We start from the raw sequence: 19,255 nt of genomic DNA, 5'->3' as shown, positions 1-19,255 counted from the left end.
TGTAGTTTTAAATTTATTTCTAATTAAAATTTTGAATTATATATAAGTATAATGGCATTCCCAAGGTTATGTTGAAAGGGAATGTAATCGCCAATGCCATGGGGATATACAGGCTGGGGCTTGCTTTAGGTGCTGCTATTTTCATCGCTGCAGGTACCGCAATATATGAGGCACTAGCCGCGAGGATTGCAAATAATAATCTGTTACCGATATCAGAAATAAATGCGCCACTTATAATAGCAACTAGTAAGCCGTTTATGATTGGTATAACAATGGCGAATAGTAAGGCAAACTTTCCTTTTTTTATAAATTCTGAAAGTTTTTTTCCGCTAGTTATTCCCATATCAAGTAAAAAAACAGCCAGAAATCCTTTGAAGATATCTGTGGTAAATGGTTTGATGCCTTGTGCCTGAGCATCACTGGCTAAAAAACCAACCATTAAACTTCCAACTATGAGTAAGACACTACCATTAAATAAGGCATGGCGTAGCGTTGTTTTTAAAGGGATCTCGGACTTTCTTTTATTACCTTTAAAAATCATAATTAAAAAAAGGCCTACCATAATAGAAGGGGCTTCCATTAGGGCCATGACAGCAACCATGTGACCGCTGAAGGGGATGTGCTCTATTTCTAAGAAAGATATAGCGGTCACGAAAGTTACTGCGCTAACCGATCCGTATGACGCCGCTATCGCACCAGCATTTTCAATGCTAAATTTTTTTCTAAGGATGAAATATGTGTAAACCGGAACGGCGACTGCCAAAAAAATGCCAAATAATAAAGACCAAATAATTTCCATACTAAAATCGCTATGAGATAATTCTTGTCCTCCTTTAAAACCTATCGCCAATAATAAATAGAGCGATATAAACTTTGACGAATTTTCCGGTATTTTGAGATCGCTCTTTAATTGGACCGCAATAATGCCTAGAAAAAAGAAAAGTAACGCGGGATTAGTAAGGTTGTCTATGAGTAAATGTAAATCCATAAAAGATTTTATTGCAATTATTATTTATTACTATTTTTGTTTTTTGCACTTAGTAGTGTCATTCCAATAATCAAACCGCATAACAATATCTCTTCTAGAAATAAATTGTTATTTATTATGGATAGTGAAACGACGGTTGCATAAATTAATGCAATGACGATGTCATTAATAGTTGCTGATTTTTGATGTAATCTTTTAAAGCTGTTCAATAGTTTTTCTTTCATGGTTTTTATATTTAGTGCAAAGTTTAATTATTTTATTCATATATTTTTATTTATATTTATTATAAAATATATAAGATTTGTTTATGAATTATACATTACATCAATTAGAGGTTTTTCTTAAAACATATGAATTACAGAGTGTTACAAAGGCTTCTGAAGCACTTTATCTTACCCAGCCAGCTGTTTCAATTCAGTTAAAAAAGTTTCAAGAACAGTTTAAAATCCCTCTTTTTGAGGTTGTTGGAAGAAAAATATATATCACTGAGTTTGGAGTAGAAGTTGCACAAGCTGCAAAAAAAATAATGGAAGAGGTAAAGGCTATAGATTACAAGGCATTATCATTTCAAGGGGAGTTAGCGGGCAAATTAAAAATAGCTATTGTGTCTACTGCCAAATATGTGATGCCTTATTTTATATCAGATTTTATTAATGAAAATAGGGGTGTGGATTTAATCATGGATGTTACTAATAAAGCTAATGTTGTTAGGGCTTTGGAGAATAATGAAGTTGATTTTGCTATGATTTCAACGATTCCTAAAAAGCTTAAAATAGATAGAATTGAGCTTATGAAAAATGAATTGTTTATGGTAGGCGGAAAGGATTATAAGCATAAGGGTAAATATTTATCTAAAACCGAGTTTCAGAAACTACCACTTATATATAGAGAACAAGGTTCTGCTACTCGATTGGCCATGGAAAACTTTATAGATTCCAGAAAAATATCCACGTATAAGAAAATGGAATTAACCTCGAATGAGGCATTGAAACAAGCGGTTATTTCTGGTTTGGGATACTCCATTATGCCCTTAATTGGTATAAAGAATGCTATTAGTATGGGGGAGTTGCAGATTATTCCAGTAAAAGGGCTTCCCATTGTTACTAATTGGAATTTGGTTTGGTTGAGCTCAAAAAACATGTCTAACATCGCCAAAAAACTGATAGAGCATATTAACGAAAATAAACAAACACTAATCGACAAGCACTTTGGATGGTTAGAAAAGTATTAATCGTCTTTTACATAGAAACTAATGTTATTTAAAGGTGAGTTCGACATAAGTAATCACAATTATTACTTACAACCGACTAATATTCAGGAAAATGTCCCCTCGAGCGTAGTCGAGAGGTTCTTAAATGACTTCAAATTTCAATAGGTCTCGACTTCAGTTTATACTGAGTACTTCGACTGCGCTCAGTATAAACTGTAGCCGAAGTACTCGACCTGACAACATGTTAAACAACTAAAAATCAAAATGTTATAAAAAATATTGCATTGAACTCACCTTTAGTTTAAAGTCAACATGGGATGTTATACAAGACTCACAAAATTAAAAAAGCCTTATCAAATAATTCTGGTAAGGCTTTTTTGTATTATAACAGAATAGAAAGGTATTATTTTTCTCCCTTCTTTTCTTTTTATGCTCTTAAAGGCTGATTTGTTATTAAATCGAGATATTTATTAACCTGGTTTTTCAACTCTTTTCTTACTGTGATAAAATCCAAGAAACCGTGTTCTAATAAAAATTCAGCTGTTTGAAAACCTTCCGGTAATTCTTTTCCTGTAGTATCTCTTACAATCCGAGGTCCTGCAAACCCAATTAAAGCACCGGGCTCACTAATGTTAATATCGCCTAGCATAGCAAACGACGCTGTAGTACCTCCTGTAGTTGGGTCTGTACATAAAGAAATATATGGAATTTGTGCATCGGCTAATTGCGCTAGTTTTACAGACGTTTTAGCTAATTGCATTAAGGATAATGCAGCTTCCATCATTCTTGCTCCTCCAGATTTAGAGATCACCATTAAAGGGATTTTTTTCTTTAGTGCATAATCTGCGGCACGTGCAATTTTTTCACCCACAACACTTCCCATAGAACCACCAATAAAAGCAAAATCCATACAGGCAACAACTAAATCTTTTCCTTTAGATTTTCCAACAGCCGTACGAACAGCATCTTTTAAATTGGTTTTATCTTGGGCAGCTTTTAAACGTTCAGGATATTTTTTTGTATCAATGAATTTAAGGGGGTCTTTAGATTCTAAATTAGCATCTAACTCTTTAAATTTATTATCGTCAAATAATATTTCGAAATATTCTTTACTCCCTATGCGTACATGGTAGCCATCTTCTGGGCTTACATAGAAGTTTTTTTCTAATTCTTCTGCATCAACAACTTTACCGGTAGGAGATTTATACCAAAGTCCTTTAGGAGTATCTTTTTTCTCCTCTGTTGTTGTTGTGATTCCTTTTGTTTTTCTTTTAAACCAAGACATAGTGATTTACGATTTTAGATTTTTAATCTTAGTAAACGTTATTCGTGTTAAGGATTATTCATCCTTTTAATTTTATTAAATATGAAATCATTAATATTTCATATTTGAAGCGTTTATTAAAGTCTTTCTAATTTTATTAAGAAGCGACTACCAAAAGCTAGGCTACAAAATTAAGCCTTTTTTTAATTTTGAGGTAATACCCCAATGTTTTTTTAATTTAATGCTTGTAATGCATTGTTTAATAGCTATGTAAATAAAAAAGACCCTGTTTTATACAGAGTCTTTAATACATATTATTGTAGTAAATTTACCTATAGTTATAAGGTGTTTACATTGTTTAAATCTTCGAAAGCCTTTTTCAGACGTTCAACAAAAGTAACTTCTCCTGCACGTAACCATACACGTGGGTCGTAGTACTTTTTATTTGGAACATCATCTCCATCAGGATTTCCTATTTGGGCTTTTAAGTATGCTGCTTTATCACCCATATAATCACGAATACCACTCATAAAAGCATACTGTAAATCGGTATCGATATTCATTTTTATAACACCGTAGCTAATACCTTCGCGAATTTCTTCAACTGTAGAACCAGAACCACCATGGAAAACAAAATCGATGTGATTTTCTCCAACACCATATTTTTCACTGATATACTCTTGAGAATTTTTTAAGATTTTTGGAGTTAATTTTACATTTCCTGGTTTGTAAACACCATGAACATTACCAAAGGCAGCTGCAATAGTGAATTGATCACTAACTTTACTTAATTCTTCGTAAGCATAAGCTACTTCTTCTGGTTGTGTGTATAATTTAGAATCATCTACATCGGTGTTATCTACACCATCTTCTTCACCACCTGTAATTCCAAGCTCTATTTCTAATGTCATTCCCATTTTGCTCATGCGCTCTAAATAGGTTTTACATATTTCAATATTTTCTTCGATTGGTTCTTCAGAAAGATCAATCATATGAGAACTAAAAAGTGATTTTCCAGTTTCTGCGTAATGTTTTTCACTAGCATCTAATAAACCATCAATCCAAGGCAATAGTTTTTTAGCACAGTGATCTGTATGTAAGATTACAGGAACACCATAAGCTTCAGCCATAGTGTGTACATGTTTTGCACCAGCAATGGCACCGGCAATAGCAGATTTTTGACCGTCGTTGCTTAAGCCTTTACCTGCGTTAAATTGAGCACCGCCGTTAGAAAATTGTATAATTACGGGAGCATTTAAAGCTGCAGCAGTTTCTAATACACCGTTAATTGTGTCTGAACCTATTACATTAACAGCTGGTAAAGCAAACCCTTTTTCTTTTGCAAGTTTAAAAATTGCTTGTACTTCATGACCTGTAGCAACTCCTGGTTTAATATTGTGTCCCATTTTAAATAATTTGATTAGTTATTAATAGATGCCAAAAGTAATCATTTTTTGAATAAATAGACATGATTTAGTAGAGCGAAAACACTAAAAAATGACTAAAACGTTATAGTATGTATAATAAAAATTAGGACTAAAAAGGATAGTTAATACCTATATTGTAAACAGCATTTGAGAAGTTGTAATCATTAAACCACCTGTTTTTCTCTCTGTAAAAGGGGTCGTAGGTTTTAAAGCCTATATCGAAACGAAATACAAAAAAGCTAAAATCATAGCGTAGACCAAAACCAGAACCAATAGCAATGTCTTTCAGCGAATCAAAGTCCGTAAATGTAGCACTATCGTCTTCTACATTATCTAATACATTCCAGATATTTCCCGTATCAATAAAGATGGCTCCATTTAAATCTTCAAAAATATTGAAGCGTTGTTCTACATTTAGGGCTATTTTTAAATTGGCTTCATTAAACTCATTAATAGTTTCAGAGCTACCAGGGCCTAAACTATAAGCTGTCCAAGCACGATTATCGTTGGGACCACCTGCAAAGAAACTTTTTAAAAATGGTATACTGGTAGAATTTCCGTAAGGGATGGCTATGCCTAAAAAGCTTCTCATTGCCAATACATTCTTTTTTCCTAAGTCCCAATGCTTAGTATAGTCGAATTCAGTTTTTATGTATTGAGAATATGCAACATTAAAAATTTCATAACGATCATCACTATTTCTCTTTAAATTCAATAATCTTGACACATTTGCTAATATATTACCTGCAGACTCTAGCTTGAAACGAAAAATTGAAAAGTCATCATCAAATAGATTGGTGCGCTCATCATTAATAAAACTAAAACTGGAAGAAAGAATTAAGTTGTCTTCAGTTAATCTGTTTTTACGCTCGTCAATGCTATTTATTATTGCTAATTGGCTATTAGAAATTTCGTTAGGAGTTACTGGATTTAATGCGTAAGCTAAAAACTCATCTGTTTGATTATCGGGAATACTTAAATCACTATTTGAATCTATATAATTAACATCTTTTGCAATTTGATTCAAAGAGTTATAAGAGTTTTGATAGATTCCAAAATAGTTGTTAACATTAAGGTTTTTAACGTATTGTGCATTAAATAAATCTAACCTGTTACTTACCTTTTTGTTTGGATACCAATTATAATTAAATATCCCGCTAAAGGTCTGTTTGTCTAATCCAATATTAGTCTGGCTAGTTGCAGACAAACTCATACGTGTAGATGGAGACATATATTTAGGAATTATTTTCTCTGTATTAAATGGTGAAAATAATCTGGGAATAGTGAGTTTAAAATCAATACCAATTTCATTGATGTCGAAAAACGGATCGTCTAAATTATTTTTGTCTTTTGAAGCACCAATAGATCCAATTGCTGAAATTTCAAGTGTTTCTGCACCTCTAAAAATATTTCTGATTAAAAGGCTAGGGTTTAATGAAAACCCGAATGTTTGAATATTACTCTGGGACACATCGCCATTAAATCCTAAACTAAACTTTTTTAAAGGTGTTAATCTAATAGTATCTGTAAGTGTATTGTCAGGGTTTTCTATGTATTCGATATTTGGATACTTAAAGGAACGTAATTCATTTAAATGTCTGTAGGTTCTTGTTCTATCTAGATCTTTAAAAACAGAACCTGGGTTTATAAATACAGCATCCGTGAGTGCTTCCGGTCTATAACGCATTTTGTTATAACTATAAAGTTTATAACCATTATAGGTTATTGAATCCTGGAATGGTTTTCCTCTATTTTCAAATGTATAATCTGTAATAATATTAACATCTCTAATTTTGAAAATTTTAAAGGGTTCGCGTCTTATAGAGTCTTGATCTCTAATGGCTCTATCTTGAATTTGAATTCCGACATTCACTTTTTTATTAGTGCCTACGGTGTCTATTTCAAAAGTGATATAATCCTGATCAAAATGAAATACACCAGAATTACGTAATTCATTAGAAATTCTATCACGCTCTTGTTCAAAATTGGTGGTTTTGTATTGTTCCTTTGGTCTAATTAATGCACTTCTTTTAATTTTTTGATATAAAGAATCTACCACTGGAGATTTTATTTTTTCTGAAATAGAATCAAGGATAAAAGGGTCTCCAGTTTTTACGTGATATTTAATGCTGGCACGTTTGTCTTCATTCTTTTTTATATCATAAGTTGTTTTAACATTAAACCAACCATTATTTATATGATAATCTTGAAGACGTTTTACAGATTTCTCAGTCTTTTTTTTATCGATAACAACAGGAATTTCACCAGTTTTACGTAACCAATTATTAAACCCTACAGAGGAGTTTTTTAATCGGTCTAACTGTTTTTTTGATAGTGTTTTGGTTAGTCGAGCTCTGCGTTTGGGATTTTTATCTAACCACACTTCAAATAAAGAATCTCTGTTATTACGTGCTAAATTGTAAATATGTAAGCGTAAAGGGATACCAGCAATTTTTCTATTTGGCTTTTGGTATAATAAACTATTTATAGTTTCTGTATTATCTTTTCTTTCATTTACATATACAGTCGTGTTGGTTAGTAGGTATTCATTTTCGGCAACTCTTTTTACACTGTCGCAAGACAAAACGTATCCTGTTAATACAACGAAGATTAATATTTTTGAAAGCTGTTTTTTCAAATGAAATTAATTCAAATTATAATTTTGACTAATAGAATTTAATTAAAGAAATATAATACTGTTTATTACGGACTCAAAAGTACATTTTTTCAAGTGTTTATTTGTATTTTTTTTCAAAGTACAAATACAACATCCTAAAATTTTGGTCTTTAGTGTTTACTTAAAAAAAATATTTCGACATTTTTGGTCTTGAACAACGGTATTTTTCATTTCTTTATAAAATAAAATATCACGTTAATTTAGATTACATGCTCTCTAAAAGCCATATAAAATTAATAACGAGTTTAAAGCAAAAAAAATATAGACTACAACATGGGTTTTTTGTTGTTGAAGGTGTTAAAACAATAAAAGAACTATTACAATCTAAATTAATACTACATGCCCTATATACGACTGAGTCTTTCAATATTGATGCCAAAGATGAAATTTTAATTACTGAGGCAGAATTAAAACGAATAAGCTTTTTAACCACTCCGAATAAAGCACTTGCAATTTTTAAAATTCCAGAAGTAAAACCAATTGAACAAAACGCACTTGTTTTAGCATTAGATGCTGTTAGAGATCCTGGAAACTTAGGAACCATTATTAGGCTTTGCGATTGGTTTGGGATTAAAGATTTGGTTTGCAGTAAAGAAACGGTAGATTGTTTTAATCCTAAAGTAATACAAGCGACAATGGGGTCTATTACTAGAGTGAATATTAGCTATATAGATTTAGAACTTTTTTTAAAAGAAACAAAGGTGCCGGTTTATGGTGCTTTTATGGATGGAGAAACAGTTTATAACATGGATTTGCCAGATGAAGGTATCTTAGTAATGGGTAATGAAGCTAATGGTGTTTCAAAAGAAATTGAAGCGCTTATAAAGAAAAAGGTCTCTATTCCTAGGTTTGGTGATTTGCAAGCTACAGAAAGTTTAAATGTGGCTACAGCAACCGCTATTTTGTTGAGTGAGTTTAGGAGAGGGTAGTGGGGGTATTCAGTCTCAGTGTTCAGTCTCAGTATTCAGTTTCAGTGTTCGGTTTCAGTTTGTAGTTGGCAGTTTATATAAGTGTATTTAGGATTTGACTAGGTATTTTTTGATTATAAAATCGTCCCATACCTGTACTTCTATATATTTGTCATATTTCAAGCTTTCTTGAGAAAGGCATTTTTCTTCTGAAGGAATACCATATTCATTCAATAGTTCTTGTATTTCATTTAGTAAGTATACCTGTCCGTTACATGCTTTTCTATATTTTACAAGTTTGGGTTCGTCATAAAATTGGAATGATACCATGCTATCTGGGTATGTAAAACTTATTTGTTCAGGCTTTAAATCTGCTAAAGGGATTTTTACAACACCAGGGTTTTCATAACAAGATTTCATCCATTCACATTTGCCTAAAGTAAAATAAAAAGGGTCATTTCTTTTTGGTTTGCCCCCTTTGGCTATAAAGTTTTCTTTTAACCTTTTCTCTAAAGCAAACCTTAATTCGATATAGTTTGGCGGTCTTTTGCTATTAAAACCAACAGATATATTGTTTTGGATTTTTTTAGCTTCTTCAAATTTATTTTGAGTAATATTTAAAAATGGACCTAGTTCAGCTTCATAGTAGTGATACAAAAATTTAGGAATATTCATTTAAATATCTATGGTTAGTTGAAGTTTGGATTAGACTATTAAAAAACGTAGTTGTGCTGTATTTTAGAAAACTCACTGTTATTTTAAAGATGTAAAGTTGTAAGTAAGTTTGCTAGCTGAAAACTGTTAACCGAGACTGAATACTAAATTACTGAAACGTGAAATTAATAAATAGACCTCTGGTTTTCATACTGGCAACATTGCTAGTCCAAGGGCTATTAGGGTCTTTATCTCTAACAAGTTCGTCTCCTATACCAAAAAGTCCACGAATAGAAGGTGTAAACTTGAAGTTGTATAGGTATAAATCTATACCAAACCCAAGTTCATAAAACAAGGAGCTTTTTTTGGTTCTAAATTGTCCATTGCTATTGTCTTCAGGGTTATCCTCATTACTAGATAGGTTTAAAGCCGTTGAAAATCCGCCTACAATAAAAGGTTTGAAATTATTGACGCGTTTGGTAGATATTTTTACTAAAAGCGGTAAATGCACATAGGTAGATTTAACCTCTCTAATTAAATCTGAACTTTTAAAGCTTGTACCGGTAAAATGTGTTTGACTATAATATAACTCTCTGGTTGTAATTAATAAACCAGGCTCAAAACGTAAATCAATAAAACTATTAATACGCAAATTTCCGATTAAACCAACACTAAAACCTGGGCTCTTTTTTACATAAATATCACGTAAATCTTCTTTATAATCAAAATTAAAATCATAGCTATTGATTCCTAAAAAGTAGCCCCAGCGTAATAATCGATTATCTGTAGAGCCTCTTCCTTGGTTTGCATCATATGTTACTTTTTCTTTGCTAAAAAGTTGTGCATTAGACGCTTGTATGATGAATAAAAATGATATTAATACAAAAAACCGCTTCATACTTATTACTTAGATGATTTATAAATTGTTGCCACACCAAACGTTTGTGGAAAATCCTCAACATTAATAAACCCAATTTTACGTAAAATATTGTTTAAAGCTTCTCCGTAAGGAAAAACAGAAGCAGATTCACATAAATATTTATAAGCACTTCTATCTTTTGAAAATAGCTTTCCAATAAGGGGTAAAATATATTTTGTGTAAAATTTATAACCTTGTTTGTAAGGCGTTTTAGAAGGAATAGATGTTTCTAATATTACGAATGTACCATTTGGTTTCAATACTCTAAAGATTTCTTTTAAACCATTTTCCAAGGTTTCAAAATTCCTTACACCAAAGGCAACTGTAATCGCATCAAAAGAATTATCTTCAAAAGGCATATTTTCACTATCACCTAAAACCATGTCTATTTTAGACTCTAAAGATTTTTTCTTTATTTTTTCTTTACCTATTTCCAGCATACCACTGCTAATATCTAAGCCAACAATTTTTGAGGCATTAGTTTCAGCTAGATTAATGGCTAAATCTCCAGTACCTGTAGCAATATCTAAAATAGTTTCTGGGGTATTTTCTTTAACAATTTTTACTACTTTTTTTCGCCATTTAATATCTATTCCAAAAGAAATAACACGATTTAAGCCGTCGTAATCTTTAGAAATAGTATCAAACATTTTAGTGACTTGTTCTTTTTTGCCTAAATCACTGTTTTTGTAGGGTTTAATTTTTGACAATGCTATTATTTTTTGGCAAACCTACATAATTTATTTTTACTTTAATATAATAATTTAAGGCAAAATAGATTATGAAGGTCATCCCAGCCAAAATTATTGAGACAAATATTGTTTGGAAGAATATAAGCTTTTAGAAAAGCAATAATCAAAGAGATAACAAATATTAATATTTATAATATCTCATGTGGCAATATGTATTTTATAGTATATTTGCTCTACTTTATGTGATAATTGAATAATGAAAATAATCATAGCTGGTGCTGGTGAAGTTGGATTTCATTTGGCAAAATTGTTGTCTTACGAGTCTCAAGAAATAACATTAATAGATATAGACAAAGAGAGTTTAGCTTATGCTGATACCCATTTGGATATCAAAGTTATTAGAGGCGATACTACTTCAATCTCTATTTTAAAAGAAGCTCGCATAAATAACTGTGACCTGTTTATTGCTGTTACGGCAATTGAGACAACTAATATCACTGTATGTGTATTAGCCAAACAATTAGGAGCTAAACGAACCATTGCTAGAATCTCTAATACTGAATTTATAACTTACAAAGACGAAGTAGGTTTTACTAAGTTTGGTATTGATGAGTTAATTTCTCCCGAAGCTTTAGCTGCAGCAGAAATAGAAGTGTCTTTAAAACAATCGTCTTTTAATGATACTTACGAGTTTGAAGGAGGTGCACTTACTATGGTTGGTTTAACATTGTCCAGATCGGCTTCATTTGTTGGCAAGACTGTTAAAGAAGCTGCGAAAATTTTCCCGGAAATCCATTTTGTTCCTATTGCAATTCAACGATTCGGAACCCAATATACAATCATACCAAGAGGAAGCACAGAGTTTAAAAGAGGTGATAATGTTGTATTTGTAACATCAGAAGGAGGTGGTGAAGAACTTTGTAGACTAACAGGAAAATCAAACAGAGAGATAAAGAATGTGATGATTTTGGGGGGTAGTCAAATTGGTTATAAATCGGCAAGAGATTTAAGCGACAAAGGACTTAAAGTAAAATTATTTGAAGAAGATAAAGAGCGTGCCTTTGAAATTGCTGATGATTTACCAAATGTTTTAGTGATTCATAGTGATGGTCGTAATGTTGATTTGCTCGATGAAGAGAATATTAGTGAAATGGATGCTTTTATAGCGGTGGCAGGGAACTCTGAAACGAACATCATGTCTTGTTTGGTAGCGAAATCCAAGGGTGTTAAAAAAACGGTTGCTTTGGTTGAAAACATGGATTATTTTGAATTATCGCATTCTGTTGGTATTGAAACACTAATAAATAAAAAGTTATTAGCTGCAAACAATATATTTAGATATATAAGAAAAGGAGAGGTTGTTGCTATGACAAAACTTAACAATATGAATGCTGAATTACTAGAGTTTGAAGTAAAGCCTACTTCAGCTATTTGTAATAAGTATATTAAGGATGTCGATTTTCCAAGGTCAGCCATTATTGGAGGGGTTATTAGAAACGGTTTAGGTGTTATAGCTCTTGGAGATTTTAAAATTCGAGAAGGAGATAGAGTTGTGGTTTGTAGTCTCCTTAAATCGATAAAAGGTGTCGAAAAATTATTTCGTTAAGATGCGCTTAATAAGATGAAGTTAAATTATAAAATAATTTTTCATTTCTTAGGATTACTACTGCTATTTAATGGTGGTTTTATGCTGGTATCTGCTCTTGTTAGTTTTCTTTACAAAGATGGGGTTACATTTCAATTATCTTTATCGGGTATATTTACACTAATAGCGGGTCTTTTAGCTATGGTGTTTACAAGACGTCATAAAAAAGAAATGAATAAGCGGGAAGGCTACATTGTGGTTTCTTTTGGTTGGATCATTATGGCGCTTTCAGGTACTCTACCTTACGTGTTAACACAAAGTATTCCAAGCTTTACAAACGCTTTTTTTGAAACCATGTCTGGTTTTACTACTACAGGAGCTTCTATTTTAAACGATATTGAAGCCGTACCTAAAGGTGTTTTATTTTGGCGTAGTTTAACGCATTGGATAGGAGGTATGGGAATTATTGTTTTAGCGATTGCCATACTGCCTTTATTGGGAATTGGTGGGATGCAGCTATTCGCAGCAGAAGCACCAGGCCCTAGTGCCGATAAATTACACCCTAGAATTACAGATACTGCCAAGCGTTTATGGCTTATTTATTTTGGATATACAGCCGCAGAAACATTGCTGTTAAGTGTAGCGGGCATGTCTTTTTTTGATGCTATAAATCATTCGCTATGTACTTTGTCTACAGGTGGTTTTTCAACTAAAAATGCTAGTGTAGCTTATTGGAATGGAGAGCCAGTAATTCAATATATTATTATATTATTTATGTTTTTGGCTGGTACCAATTTTGTTTTGAGTTACTTCGCTTTTAAGGGAAAAGTTCAGAAAATAATTAAAGATGAAGAGTTTAAATTGTACTTCAAATTCGTAGGGGTTTTTACAATAATAGCAGCTATAATTATATATTTTAGAGCAGATATATCTGCATCTTCTATTGCACACCCTATGGTTTGGGGCGAAGCTGAAAGCGCATTTAGACACTCTTTGTTTCAAGTATTGGCTATTGTTACTACTACAGGTTTTGTAACTGCAGATTATACCATGTGGACACCATTCTTAATGGTTTTCTTTTTCGGTCTTATGTTTTTAGGAGGGTCGGCAGGAAGTACTTCGGGAGGGGTAAAGGTCGTGCGCCATTTAATATTGATAAAGAATGGTTTTTTAGAATTTAAACGGACACTACACCCAAATGCTATTTTGCCGGTACGTTATAATAAAAGAGCCATTTCTGGGGATATTGTATTTAATATTTTAGGATTTTTTATTCTTTATATGTTATCGTTTATTATTGGATCCTTAGGGTTTTCCATGTTTGAAATAGATTTTAAATCTGCAATAGGTTTAGCGGCTTCCAGTTTAGGAAACGTGGGGCCTGCACTTGGAGAATTTGGACCAGTAAATAACTATTCTGCATTACCTTCTTTAGCAAAATGGTGGGCTTCTTTTTTAATGCTTATCGGTCGTTTAGAACTTTTTACAGTACTTATTTTGCTTACGCCTTTCTTTTGGCGTAACAGATAGGAGAGTTTATATAAAACCTAATTTTTTAGCTTCTTTTACTAAATTGAAGTTTTCTTTATTTTTAGTATCTAATAAGGTTTTTAATTTCGTTTTTCTTACCTCAATAGCTCGAGTTGATAACGGAATAAAATTTGACAAATCTTTAGTTTTTTCTCCCATAGATAAATGATACAATATTTGTCTGTCAAAATCATCAATCGTTATTCTGTTTGCATATGTTTTTCGAGTATAACCTTCAATGGTTTTACTATAATATATTCTACCTTTTAAAGTATATATAATCGCATTTTTTAAATCAATACCATCAATGTCAGATTTAATCATAAAACCTTCCGGATGAATTTCATTGATAACGTTTTGAATTCTAGTCTGATCTGTAATCGATGTTAAAACTAATATCTTAGTGTCAGGAGATTCTTTTCTTATTAAAAGACCTAAGTCTTCCCCGCAAATAAAACGTTCGTTTTTTGAAATAGGAAGTTGGAGATCTAGAAGTACTATTTGTGTTTTTGTTCGTTGAATTTTATGTATAGCCTCATCGCAATTCTTAGCAAAAGTAACATTAAAGGTCACGTTTTCAATTTCATTGAGTATGTTTTTATAAGCATTTGCTATGATAGCAGAATCTTCTATAATAAGTAGGTTAATGCTTATCGTATTCATGTTAGAGGGTATTTCTTTTTAATTCAATATTCAAAAATATAGATTGTTTTCACTAGTATTATTAATGTAATAAAAATTTGTGGAAAAACCACAATGGATTTATAAATAAAAAACATTCATTTGTAGTTTGCTTATTACATGGCAATAAGGGCTATTATATTGATTTCCATAATTTAAGCAAAAGTTTGTTATGTAAGCCACTAATGTAAATTAGTGGCTTTTCATGTAGTACTTTTCGTGCTAAAAAACTTCGTCATATTGTATTTAAGTGTTTTTTAAATGCTTGTAATTGAGAGGTGTAAGGTAATACTATGTAACAATCTTAAGTTTCAGACGTCGTATTTGTATAACCAATTAAATAAAAGTATTATGGAATTATTATTAACAGAACAAGATTTAGAGCCATTACCTGAACCCAAAGGTTATGTACAACATGCTGAGCCAGAAGGCATATTAAATTCTAACTATAAGAAATTAGTAACAAAGAATTTGAGTAATATAACTTCACAATCTCTTTTTGGGATTAAACAACGTTTAAAAAGTAGTCGATGTAGATTTACTTCGGGTGCAGAAACTATTTTGAAAGTATCTGCTTATACGACTATTATTATTGCAATCTTTGCCTAGGTAAATAGAAAAAGTCAAGATAAGTTCTTGATATTTTTTATAAAAGTTGTAACATTTTTACAAGAAATACTACATATATTAAAGCAGCTTTTTTACGATTGTTAACTGATGATCTTTTGAGCTAACCTCAAAATAATCTTTTATATTTTTTTGAATTGAATTTCGATAGACTTGTTTTATTGAACAGTCAATTTATTGCAAAAACTTTAAAATGTGTTGAATGTATTTCAATACAATGTCATTATAAATACTAGAAACCATGGGAGGAGAAGGGTCAATGCTGGCAGCTATTAATTCTTTAAAAAATAATAGAAGCCTTTTATCAAAAAGAAAAGAAAAAAGTGCTTTAGGAGGTAGTTACAGCAATGTTAAATTAGCAAAGTTTCCAAAAGCAACCGCAGAACAATTAAAAGAAATTAGAAATAGAACCATAAAAGAGAACAGAAAAACTAGAATTAAAACTATGTTATGCTTTATATTATTTCTAATTCTAATATCAACTTTTCTATACTTGATATAGCAAAAAAGCAGCTTATAAGCTGCTTTTTTATTACCTGTATAAGATTGGTTGTTATAACCTAGGTTTTTGATTCTAGTTACTCTTTCAACAAGCATTCCTGTATTTTATGAAATATTTCTGTATTCTCGTATACACCTGAAAACAAATGCGATTGTGGGCCATAAGCAAAAACAGGTACCATAGTCCCTGTATGATCATGTGTTGTAAAATCGCCTTCTATAACATGATTTTCAAGGTTTCCTTGCGGAATACTAAAACCTGACGTTTCATGATCTGCCGTAATGATTACTAATGTATCAGGGTTTTTGTCGGCAAACTTCAGTGCTTCTGTTATGGCTTTATCAAAATCGATAGTCTCAGAGATTATTCCGGCAGTATTATTACTGTGTCCAAAACTATCAATTTGAGCAGCTTCTACCATTAAAAAGAAAGGTTTCTTCTTTTGCTTTAAAAATTGAAGCCCATATTTAGTTGCATTAGCAAGCATGTTTCCTCTGCCGCCTATTACAGAAGGAATCCCTTCGTTAGAAACTAAAACTCCAATTTTATCTTCCCGATTTGTATTTATGTTTTCAATAGATGATAACAGTTTGAATTTTTGATTTAAAGCTGTGTTTTTAAAATGAAAACCGCCACCGCCTACAAACAAGTTCAATTTGCTATGTATAAGGTCGTTGGATATGTTTTTAACGTCAGATCGATCTGCTTGATGGGCATAAAATGATGCTGGCGTAGCACCAGTAATTTCATCTGTTGTGATACATCCAGTAGAAAAGCCTCGATGATGCAATATTTCTGTGATGTTTTTTATTGATTCTCCATTAATATTCGTGCCAATAGCCCTGTTGTTTGTTTTTACACCTGTAGCAAAAGCGGTTCCGCCAGCGGCTGAATCTGTAATAAAATCGTCCGCGGATTGTGTTTTTATTAACCCAATACTTTTCAATTGAGTTAAAGATAATTTCCCATTATTAGCTAAAACAGCAGAAGATATTTGAGCTAAGCCATTACCGTCTCCAATTAAGAAGATGATGTTTTTTACAGGCAGTTGTTTTTGATCTGATTTAAAACTGGGCATATATACTTCAGAAGATGTCGTTGATGTTATTAATCTATTTGGAAAAGATTCAATATAATTAACACATTCGTATGGTTTATCTGTATTTATAATATCTACACCTAATTCTAAGAAAACTTTCCAGGCAGATTTAGAATCTGGTGTTCCCCAAAAACGTAATGGTTTTTTAGTCGCCTTTGCTTTAGAGATGATAGTTGTCACTTGATTATAATCTTTATGGGTTAACCTGCCTTTTCCATTCCAACCGGAGTATGCTTTAAAATCTAAACTAATCATAGCAACCTTTTCCCAGTTAATAAACGATTCGGGTTTTTCTGCTTTTTGCCAATCGAAGAAAATAAAATCAGGATATTTACTATAATCTTTAGCTAAGGGCCTATTTCCGGATATAATTATTTTAATGTTTTTATTATTAATTATTGAAGGATAGCGTTTTAGTACTGTAATAAGTTTGTTTAATGTTGTGGTTGCTTCCGATTTAATATCAATCAGTAGATATAATGATTGATGTTCTCGATGTTTCATTTCCAATGCTACCTTTAAAGGTTTTAAGTATAAAGATTCAATAGTCCTTTTAGGTGCTATTTCCTGTTTACTATGAGCAACGTATAAGTTTTGTTGTTGCAAAAAAACATCAATTTCTATTGAATTCGCCCCACTGGTTAAAGCCCGCCAAAAAGGGATGTCTTGCTTATAATCATTATGGGAATGTATATAGGTGTTTTGTGAAACTGATACATTGGATACTATTAAAAATAATAGACTTAAAGATATTTTGAAATTTGATAACATAGGTTTTGATTAAACGATCGTTGTGTAACTATTTTTGAATAAAATAATAAAAATAAAGGGGCTATTAAAAAGTTATAACCCCTTTACAAACTAATTACAAAAAAACTAAACTAACTCAATTTTTTTACCATCCTTTATTTTGTGGGATGCCAGAAGATTCTATTACTGTATTTGGTATTGGCCAAATATGCATAACATCTGGATTAAAATTTCTAGCTGGCCAAACTTCCTGAATGGTATAGGGGGAATCTGGATCTGCTCTGTCTGTATGTATTCTTCCATGAAGTGGTTGTGCATAGGCGCTTTCGGCATCTCCCCAGCGAATTAAATCGAAATGTCTGTTGGCAAATTCTCCAGCTAATTCTACACGTCTCTCTTGTTTTAAATCGTCCATAGTAGCACTAGTTATAGGTGCTAAACCAGCTCTTTCTCTTACCATATTTAAAGGAATATCACCATTTTGACCTTGCATGATTAATGCTTCAGCTTTTATCAATAAAATTTCGGCATAACGTAGAAGTGGAACATTGTAATCTGTTGATGGATGGTCTCCATTCGGGTTTACGGTATTTCCAATGGCATCTGCAAATTGGAATTCGTACATGTACTTGTTGAATTGAAACCCTGATAGTGAATTTTCAGATTGGTATCTTCTGGTTTCTCCAAAATATTGGAACTCATCACCAAACTTTAAAATAGTAACGCTTCTTCTAACATCTGTAGCTTCAAACGCATCGTATAATTCAGCTGTTGGCTGGAAGTAGCCCCATCCGTTATATTTACCCCATCCTTTATTTTCTAACATAACGCCAGTTAAAATACTGCCTCCTTCTTCACTAGAGTTTGCAGACCAGATGTATTCACTACCCCAATTGCTTAAAGAACTGTGTAACATTCTATAATCTAAAGCAGGGTTGTTGGTGTTTACCAGAGCTCTTCCAGAACCAGAGTTGGTAACGGCATCACTATAGGTTACGGCATCTGCGTATTTAGAGCTATCGTATTGTGCCCAATATAAATATGTTTTTGCCAAATATGCCAGTGCAGCATCTTTGTGTGCTCTTCCGTAATCATCAGAACTATAACCGGTAAATAATGGTAATAGATCTGCTGCTTGTTTTAAATCTTCAGCAATTTGAGCATAATTATCAACAACACTTGCTGGGCGTGAAAAACTACTTGCTGGATCGTCCATATTCTCAACAGTTATAATTGGAACCCCTCCATTTGTCCCATGATCTCCATAAGTATGAGCTACCCAAAAATGACTAAACCCACGCATAAAATAAGCTTCTCCTAAGATTCTGTTTTTTAAAGGCTCATCAATGTTCATATCTGGCACATTAGCCAATACATCATTTGCTCTGCGAATAACTTTATAAGTATTTATGTATATACTATTAAAAGCACCTTCGCCTCCAGTTAAATTGAAATTCTTAGCATTATCTGCATACGATTTTATTCGCCCAGTTATCATATCATCAGAAGCATTCATGTACCAGAAAAACCCTCTACCAAATACATCTTGAGATTTCATTTCAGAATACAAACTATTTGATGCTTGTACGGCGTCTTGTTCTGTTCTCCAAAAATTTCCTGAAGAGACACTACCTATGGGTTCTAGGTTTGTAAAGTCATCGGAACATGAAACTATTCCTAGTGTGGTCACAGTAACAAATAATGTAACCATTGCAAATTTTATAATTGTTTTTTTCATTTTT

General features: G+C 32.1%; 17 protein-coding genes. 6 read left to right on the top strand and 11 right to left on the bottom strand.

The annotated features are described in order from the left end of the window. Nucleotides 1-19: 19 nt before the first annotated feature. Together Q4Q34_RS02905 and Q4Q34_RS02900 are read right to left on the bottom strand one after the other, a co-directional pair. Entirely contained in the window at nucleotides 20-988 is a 969-nt protein-coding gene (locus Q4Q34_RS02905; RefSeq protein ID WP_303317043.1) for a sodium-dependent bicarbonate transport family permease, read from the bottom strand. 20 nt (nucleotides 989-1,008) lie between these two features. Next, nucleotides 1,009-1,212 (bottom strand): hypothetical protein, encoded by a 204-nt coding sequence (locus tag Q4Q34_RS02900; RefSeq protein ID WP_303317044.1) that lies wholly within the window; start codon nucleotides 1,210-1,212, stop codon nucleotides 1,009-1,011. Nucleotides 1,213-1,295: 83 nt separating this feature from the next. Between Q4Q34_RS02900 and Q4Q34_RS02895 the strand changes: the two genes are divergently transcribed. Further along, complete coding sequence (locus Q4Q34_RS02895; RefSeq protein ID WP_303317045.1) at nucleotides 1,296-2,219, top strand: LysR family transcriptional regulator; 924 nt, start codon at nucleotides 1,296-1,298, stop codon at nucleotides 2,217-2,219. Nucleotides 2,220-2,625: 406 nt separating this feature from the next. Here Q4Q34_RS02895 and accD read toward each other — a convergent pair whose 3' ends face one another. From accD to tamL, 3 genes are all read right to left on the bottom strand, one after another. After that, complete coding sequence (gene accD / locus Q4Q34_RS02890; protein ID WP_303317046.1) at nucleotides 2,626-3,483, bottom strand: acetyl-CoA carboxylase, carboxyltransferase subunit beta; 858 nt, start codon at nucleotides 3,481-3,483, stop codon at nucleotides 2,626-2,628. Between the two features lie 317 nt (nucleotides 3,484-3,800). Further along, nucleotides 3,801-4,868: a class II fructose-bisphosphate aldolase gene (gene fbaA, locus Q4Q34_RS02885; protein ID WP_303317047.1), complete on the bottom strand. Its 1,068-nt coding sequence runs from the start codon at nucleotides 4,866-4,868 to the stop codon at nucleotides 3,801-3,803. 130 nt (nucleotides 4,869-4,998) lie between these two features. Further along, nucleotides 4,999-7,527 carry a translocation and assembly module lipoprotein TamL gene (tamL, locus tag Q4Q34_RS02880; protein ID WP_303317048.1) on the bottom strand — a complete coding sequence of 843 codons (2,529 nt, stop codon included), beginning with the start codon at nucleotides 7,525-7,527 and terminating at the stop codon, nucleotides 4,999-5,001. 248 nt (nucleotides 7,528-7,775) lie between these two features. Between tamL and Q4Q34_RS02875 the strand changes: the two genes are divergently transcribed. Continuing rightward, nucleotides 7,776-8,495, top strand: a complete 720-nt coding sequence (locus tag Q4Q34_RS02875; RefSeq protein WP_303317049.1) for a TrmH family RNA methyltransferase — start codon at nucleotides 7,776-7,778, stop codon at nucleotides 8,493-8,495. 87 nt (nucleotides 8,496-8,582) lie between these two features. Here Q4Q34_RS02875 and Q4Q34_RS02870 read toward each other — a convergent pair whose 3' ends face one another. The 3 genes from Q4Q34_RS02870 to ubiE form a co-directional block, all read right to left on the bottom strand. Next, nucleotides 8,583-9,149 (bottom strand): hypothetical protein, encoded by a 567-nt coding sequence (locus Q4Q34_RS02870; protein WP_303317050.1) that lies wholly within the window; start codon nucleotides 9,147-9,149, stop codon nucleotides 8,583-8,585. Between the two features lie 148 nt (nucleotides 9,150-9,297). Continuing rightward, complete coding sequence (porT, locus tag Q4Q34_RS02865) at nucleotides 9,298-10,026, bottom strand: type IX secretion/gliding motility protein PorT/SprT (protein WP_303317051.1); 729 nt, start codon at nucleotides 10,024-10,026, stop codon at nucleotides 9,298-9,300. 5 nt (nucleotides 10,027-10,031) lie between these two features. Then, nucleotides 10,032-10,757 carry a bifunctional demethylmenaquinone methyltransferase/2-methoxy-6-polyprenyl-1,4-benzoquinol methylase UbiE gene (gene ubiE, locus Q4Q34_RS02860; RefSeq protein WP_303317052.1) on the bottom strand — a complete coding sequence of 242 codons (726 nt, stop codon included), beginning with the start codon at nucleotides 10,755-10,757 and terminating at the stop codon, nucleotides 10,032-10,034. Nucleotides 10,758-10,995: 238 nt separating this feature from the next. On the opposite strand from ubiE, the gene trkA reads away from it, so the two are divergent. After that, entirely contained in the window at nucleotides 10,996-12,345 is a 1,350-nt protein-coding gene (trkA, locus tag Q4Q34_RS02855) for a Trk system potassium transporter TrkA (RefSeq protein ID WP_303317053.1), read from the top strand. 15 nt (nucleotides 12,346-12,360) lie between these two features. After that, entirely contained in the window at nucleotides 12,361-13,854 is a 1,494-nt protein-coding gene (locus tag Q4Q34_RS02850; RefSeq protein WP_303317054.1) for a TrkH family potassium uptake protein, read from the top strand. A gap of 6 nt (nucleotides 13,855-13,860) precedes the next feature. On the opposite strand, the gene Q4Q34_RS02845 is transcribed toward Q4Q34_RS02850, so the two are convergent. Further along, entirely contained in the window at nucleotides 13,861-14,517 is a 657-nt protein-coding gene (locus Q4Q34_RS02845) for a response regulator (RefSeq protein ID WP_303317055.1), read from the bottom strand. Between the two features lie 369 nt (nucleotides 14,518-14,886). Between Q4Q34_RS02845 and Q4Q34_RS02840 the strand changes: the two genes are divergently transcribed. After that, nucleotides 14,887-15,144, top strand: a complete 258-nt coding sequence (locus tag Q4Q34_RS02840; RefSeq protein ID WP_303317056.1) for a hypothetical protein — start codon at nucleotides 14,887-14,889, stop codon at nucleotides 15,142-15,144. 259 nt (nucleotides 15,145-15,403) lie between these two features. Next, complete coding sequence (locus Q4Q34_RS02835) at nucleotides 15,404-15,664, top strand: hypothetical protein (RefSeq protein ID WP_303317057.1); 261 nt, start codon at nucleotides 15,404-15,406, stop codon at nucleotides 15,662-15,664. 76 nt (nucleotides 15,665-15,740) lie between these two features. Here the strand turns inward: Q4Q34_RS02835 and Q4Q34_RS02830 are convergent, their stop codons facing one another. Both Q4Q34_RS02830 and Q4Q34_RS02825 read right to left on the bottom strand, forming a co-directional pair. Beyond that, nucleotides 15,741-17,534: an alkaline phosphatase gene (locus Q4Q34_RS02830; protein WP_303317058.1), complete on the bottom strand. Its 1,794-nt coding sequence runs from the start codon at nucleotides 17,532-17,534 to the stop codon at nucleotides 15,741-15,743. A gap of 124 nt (nucleotides 17,535-17,658) precedes the next feature. Further along, nucleotides 17,659-19,251 carry a RagB/SusD family nutrient uptake outer membrane protein gene (locus Q4Q34_RS02825; protein ID WP_303317059.1) on the bottom strand — a complete coding sequence of 531 codons (1,593 nt, stop codon included), beginning with the start codon at nucleotides 19,249-19,251 and terminating at the stop codon, nucleotides 17,659-17,661. Nucleotides 19,252-19,255: the final 4 nt, after the last annotated feature.

The organism is Flavivirga abyssicola (genome assembly GCF_030540775.2).
Classification (GTDB): domain Bacteria; phylum Bacteroidota; class Bacteroidia; order Flavobacteriales; family Flavobacteriaceae; genus Flavivirga; species Flavivirga abyssicola.
The sequence above is the reverse complement of the archived record's forward strand: the minus strand, read 5'-3'. Positions and strand labels throughout refer to the sequence as shown.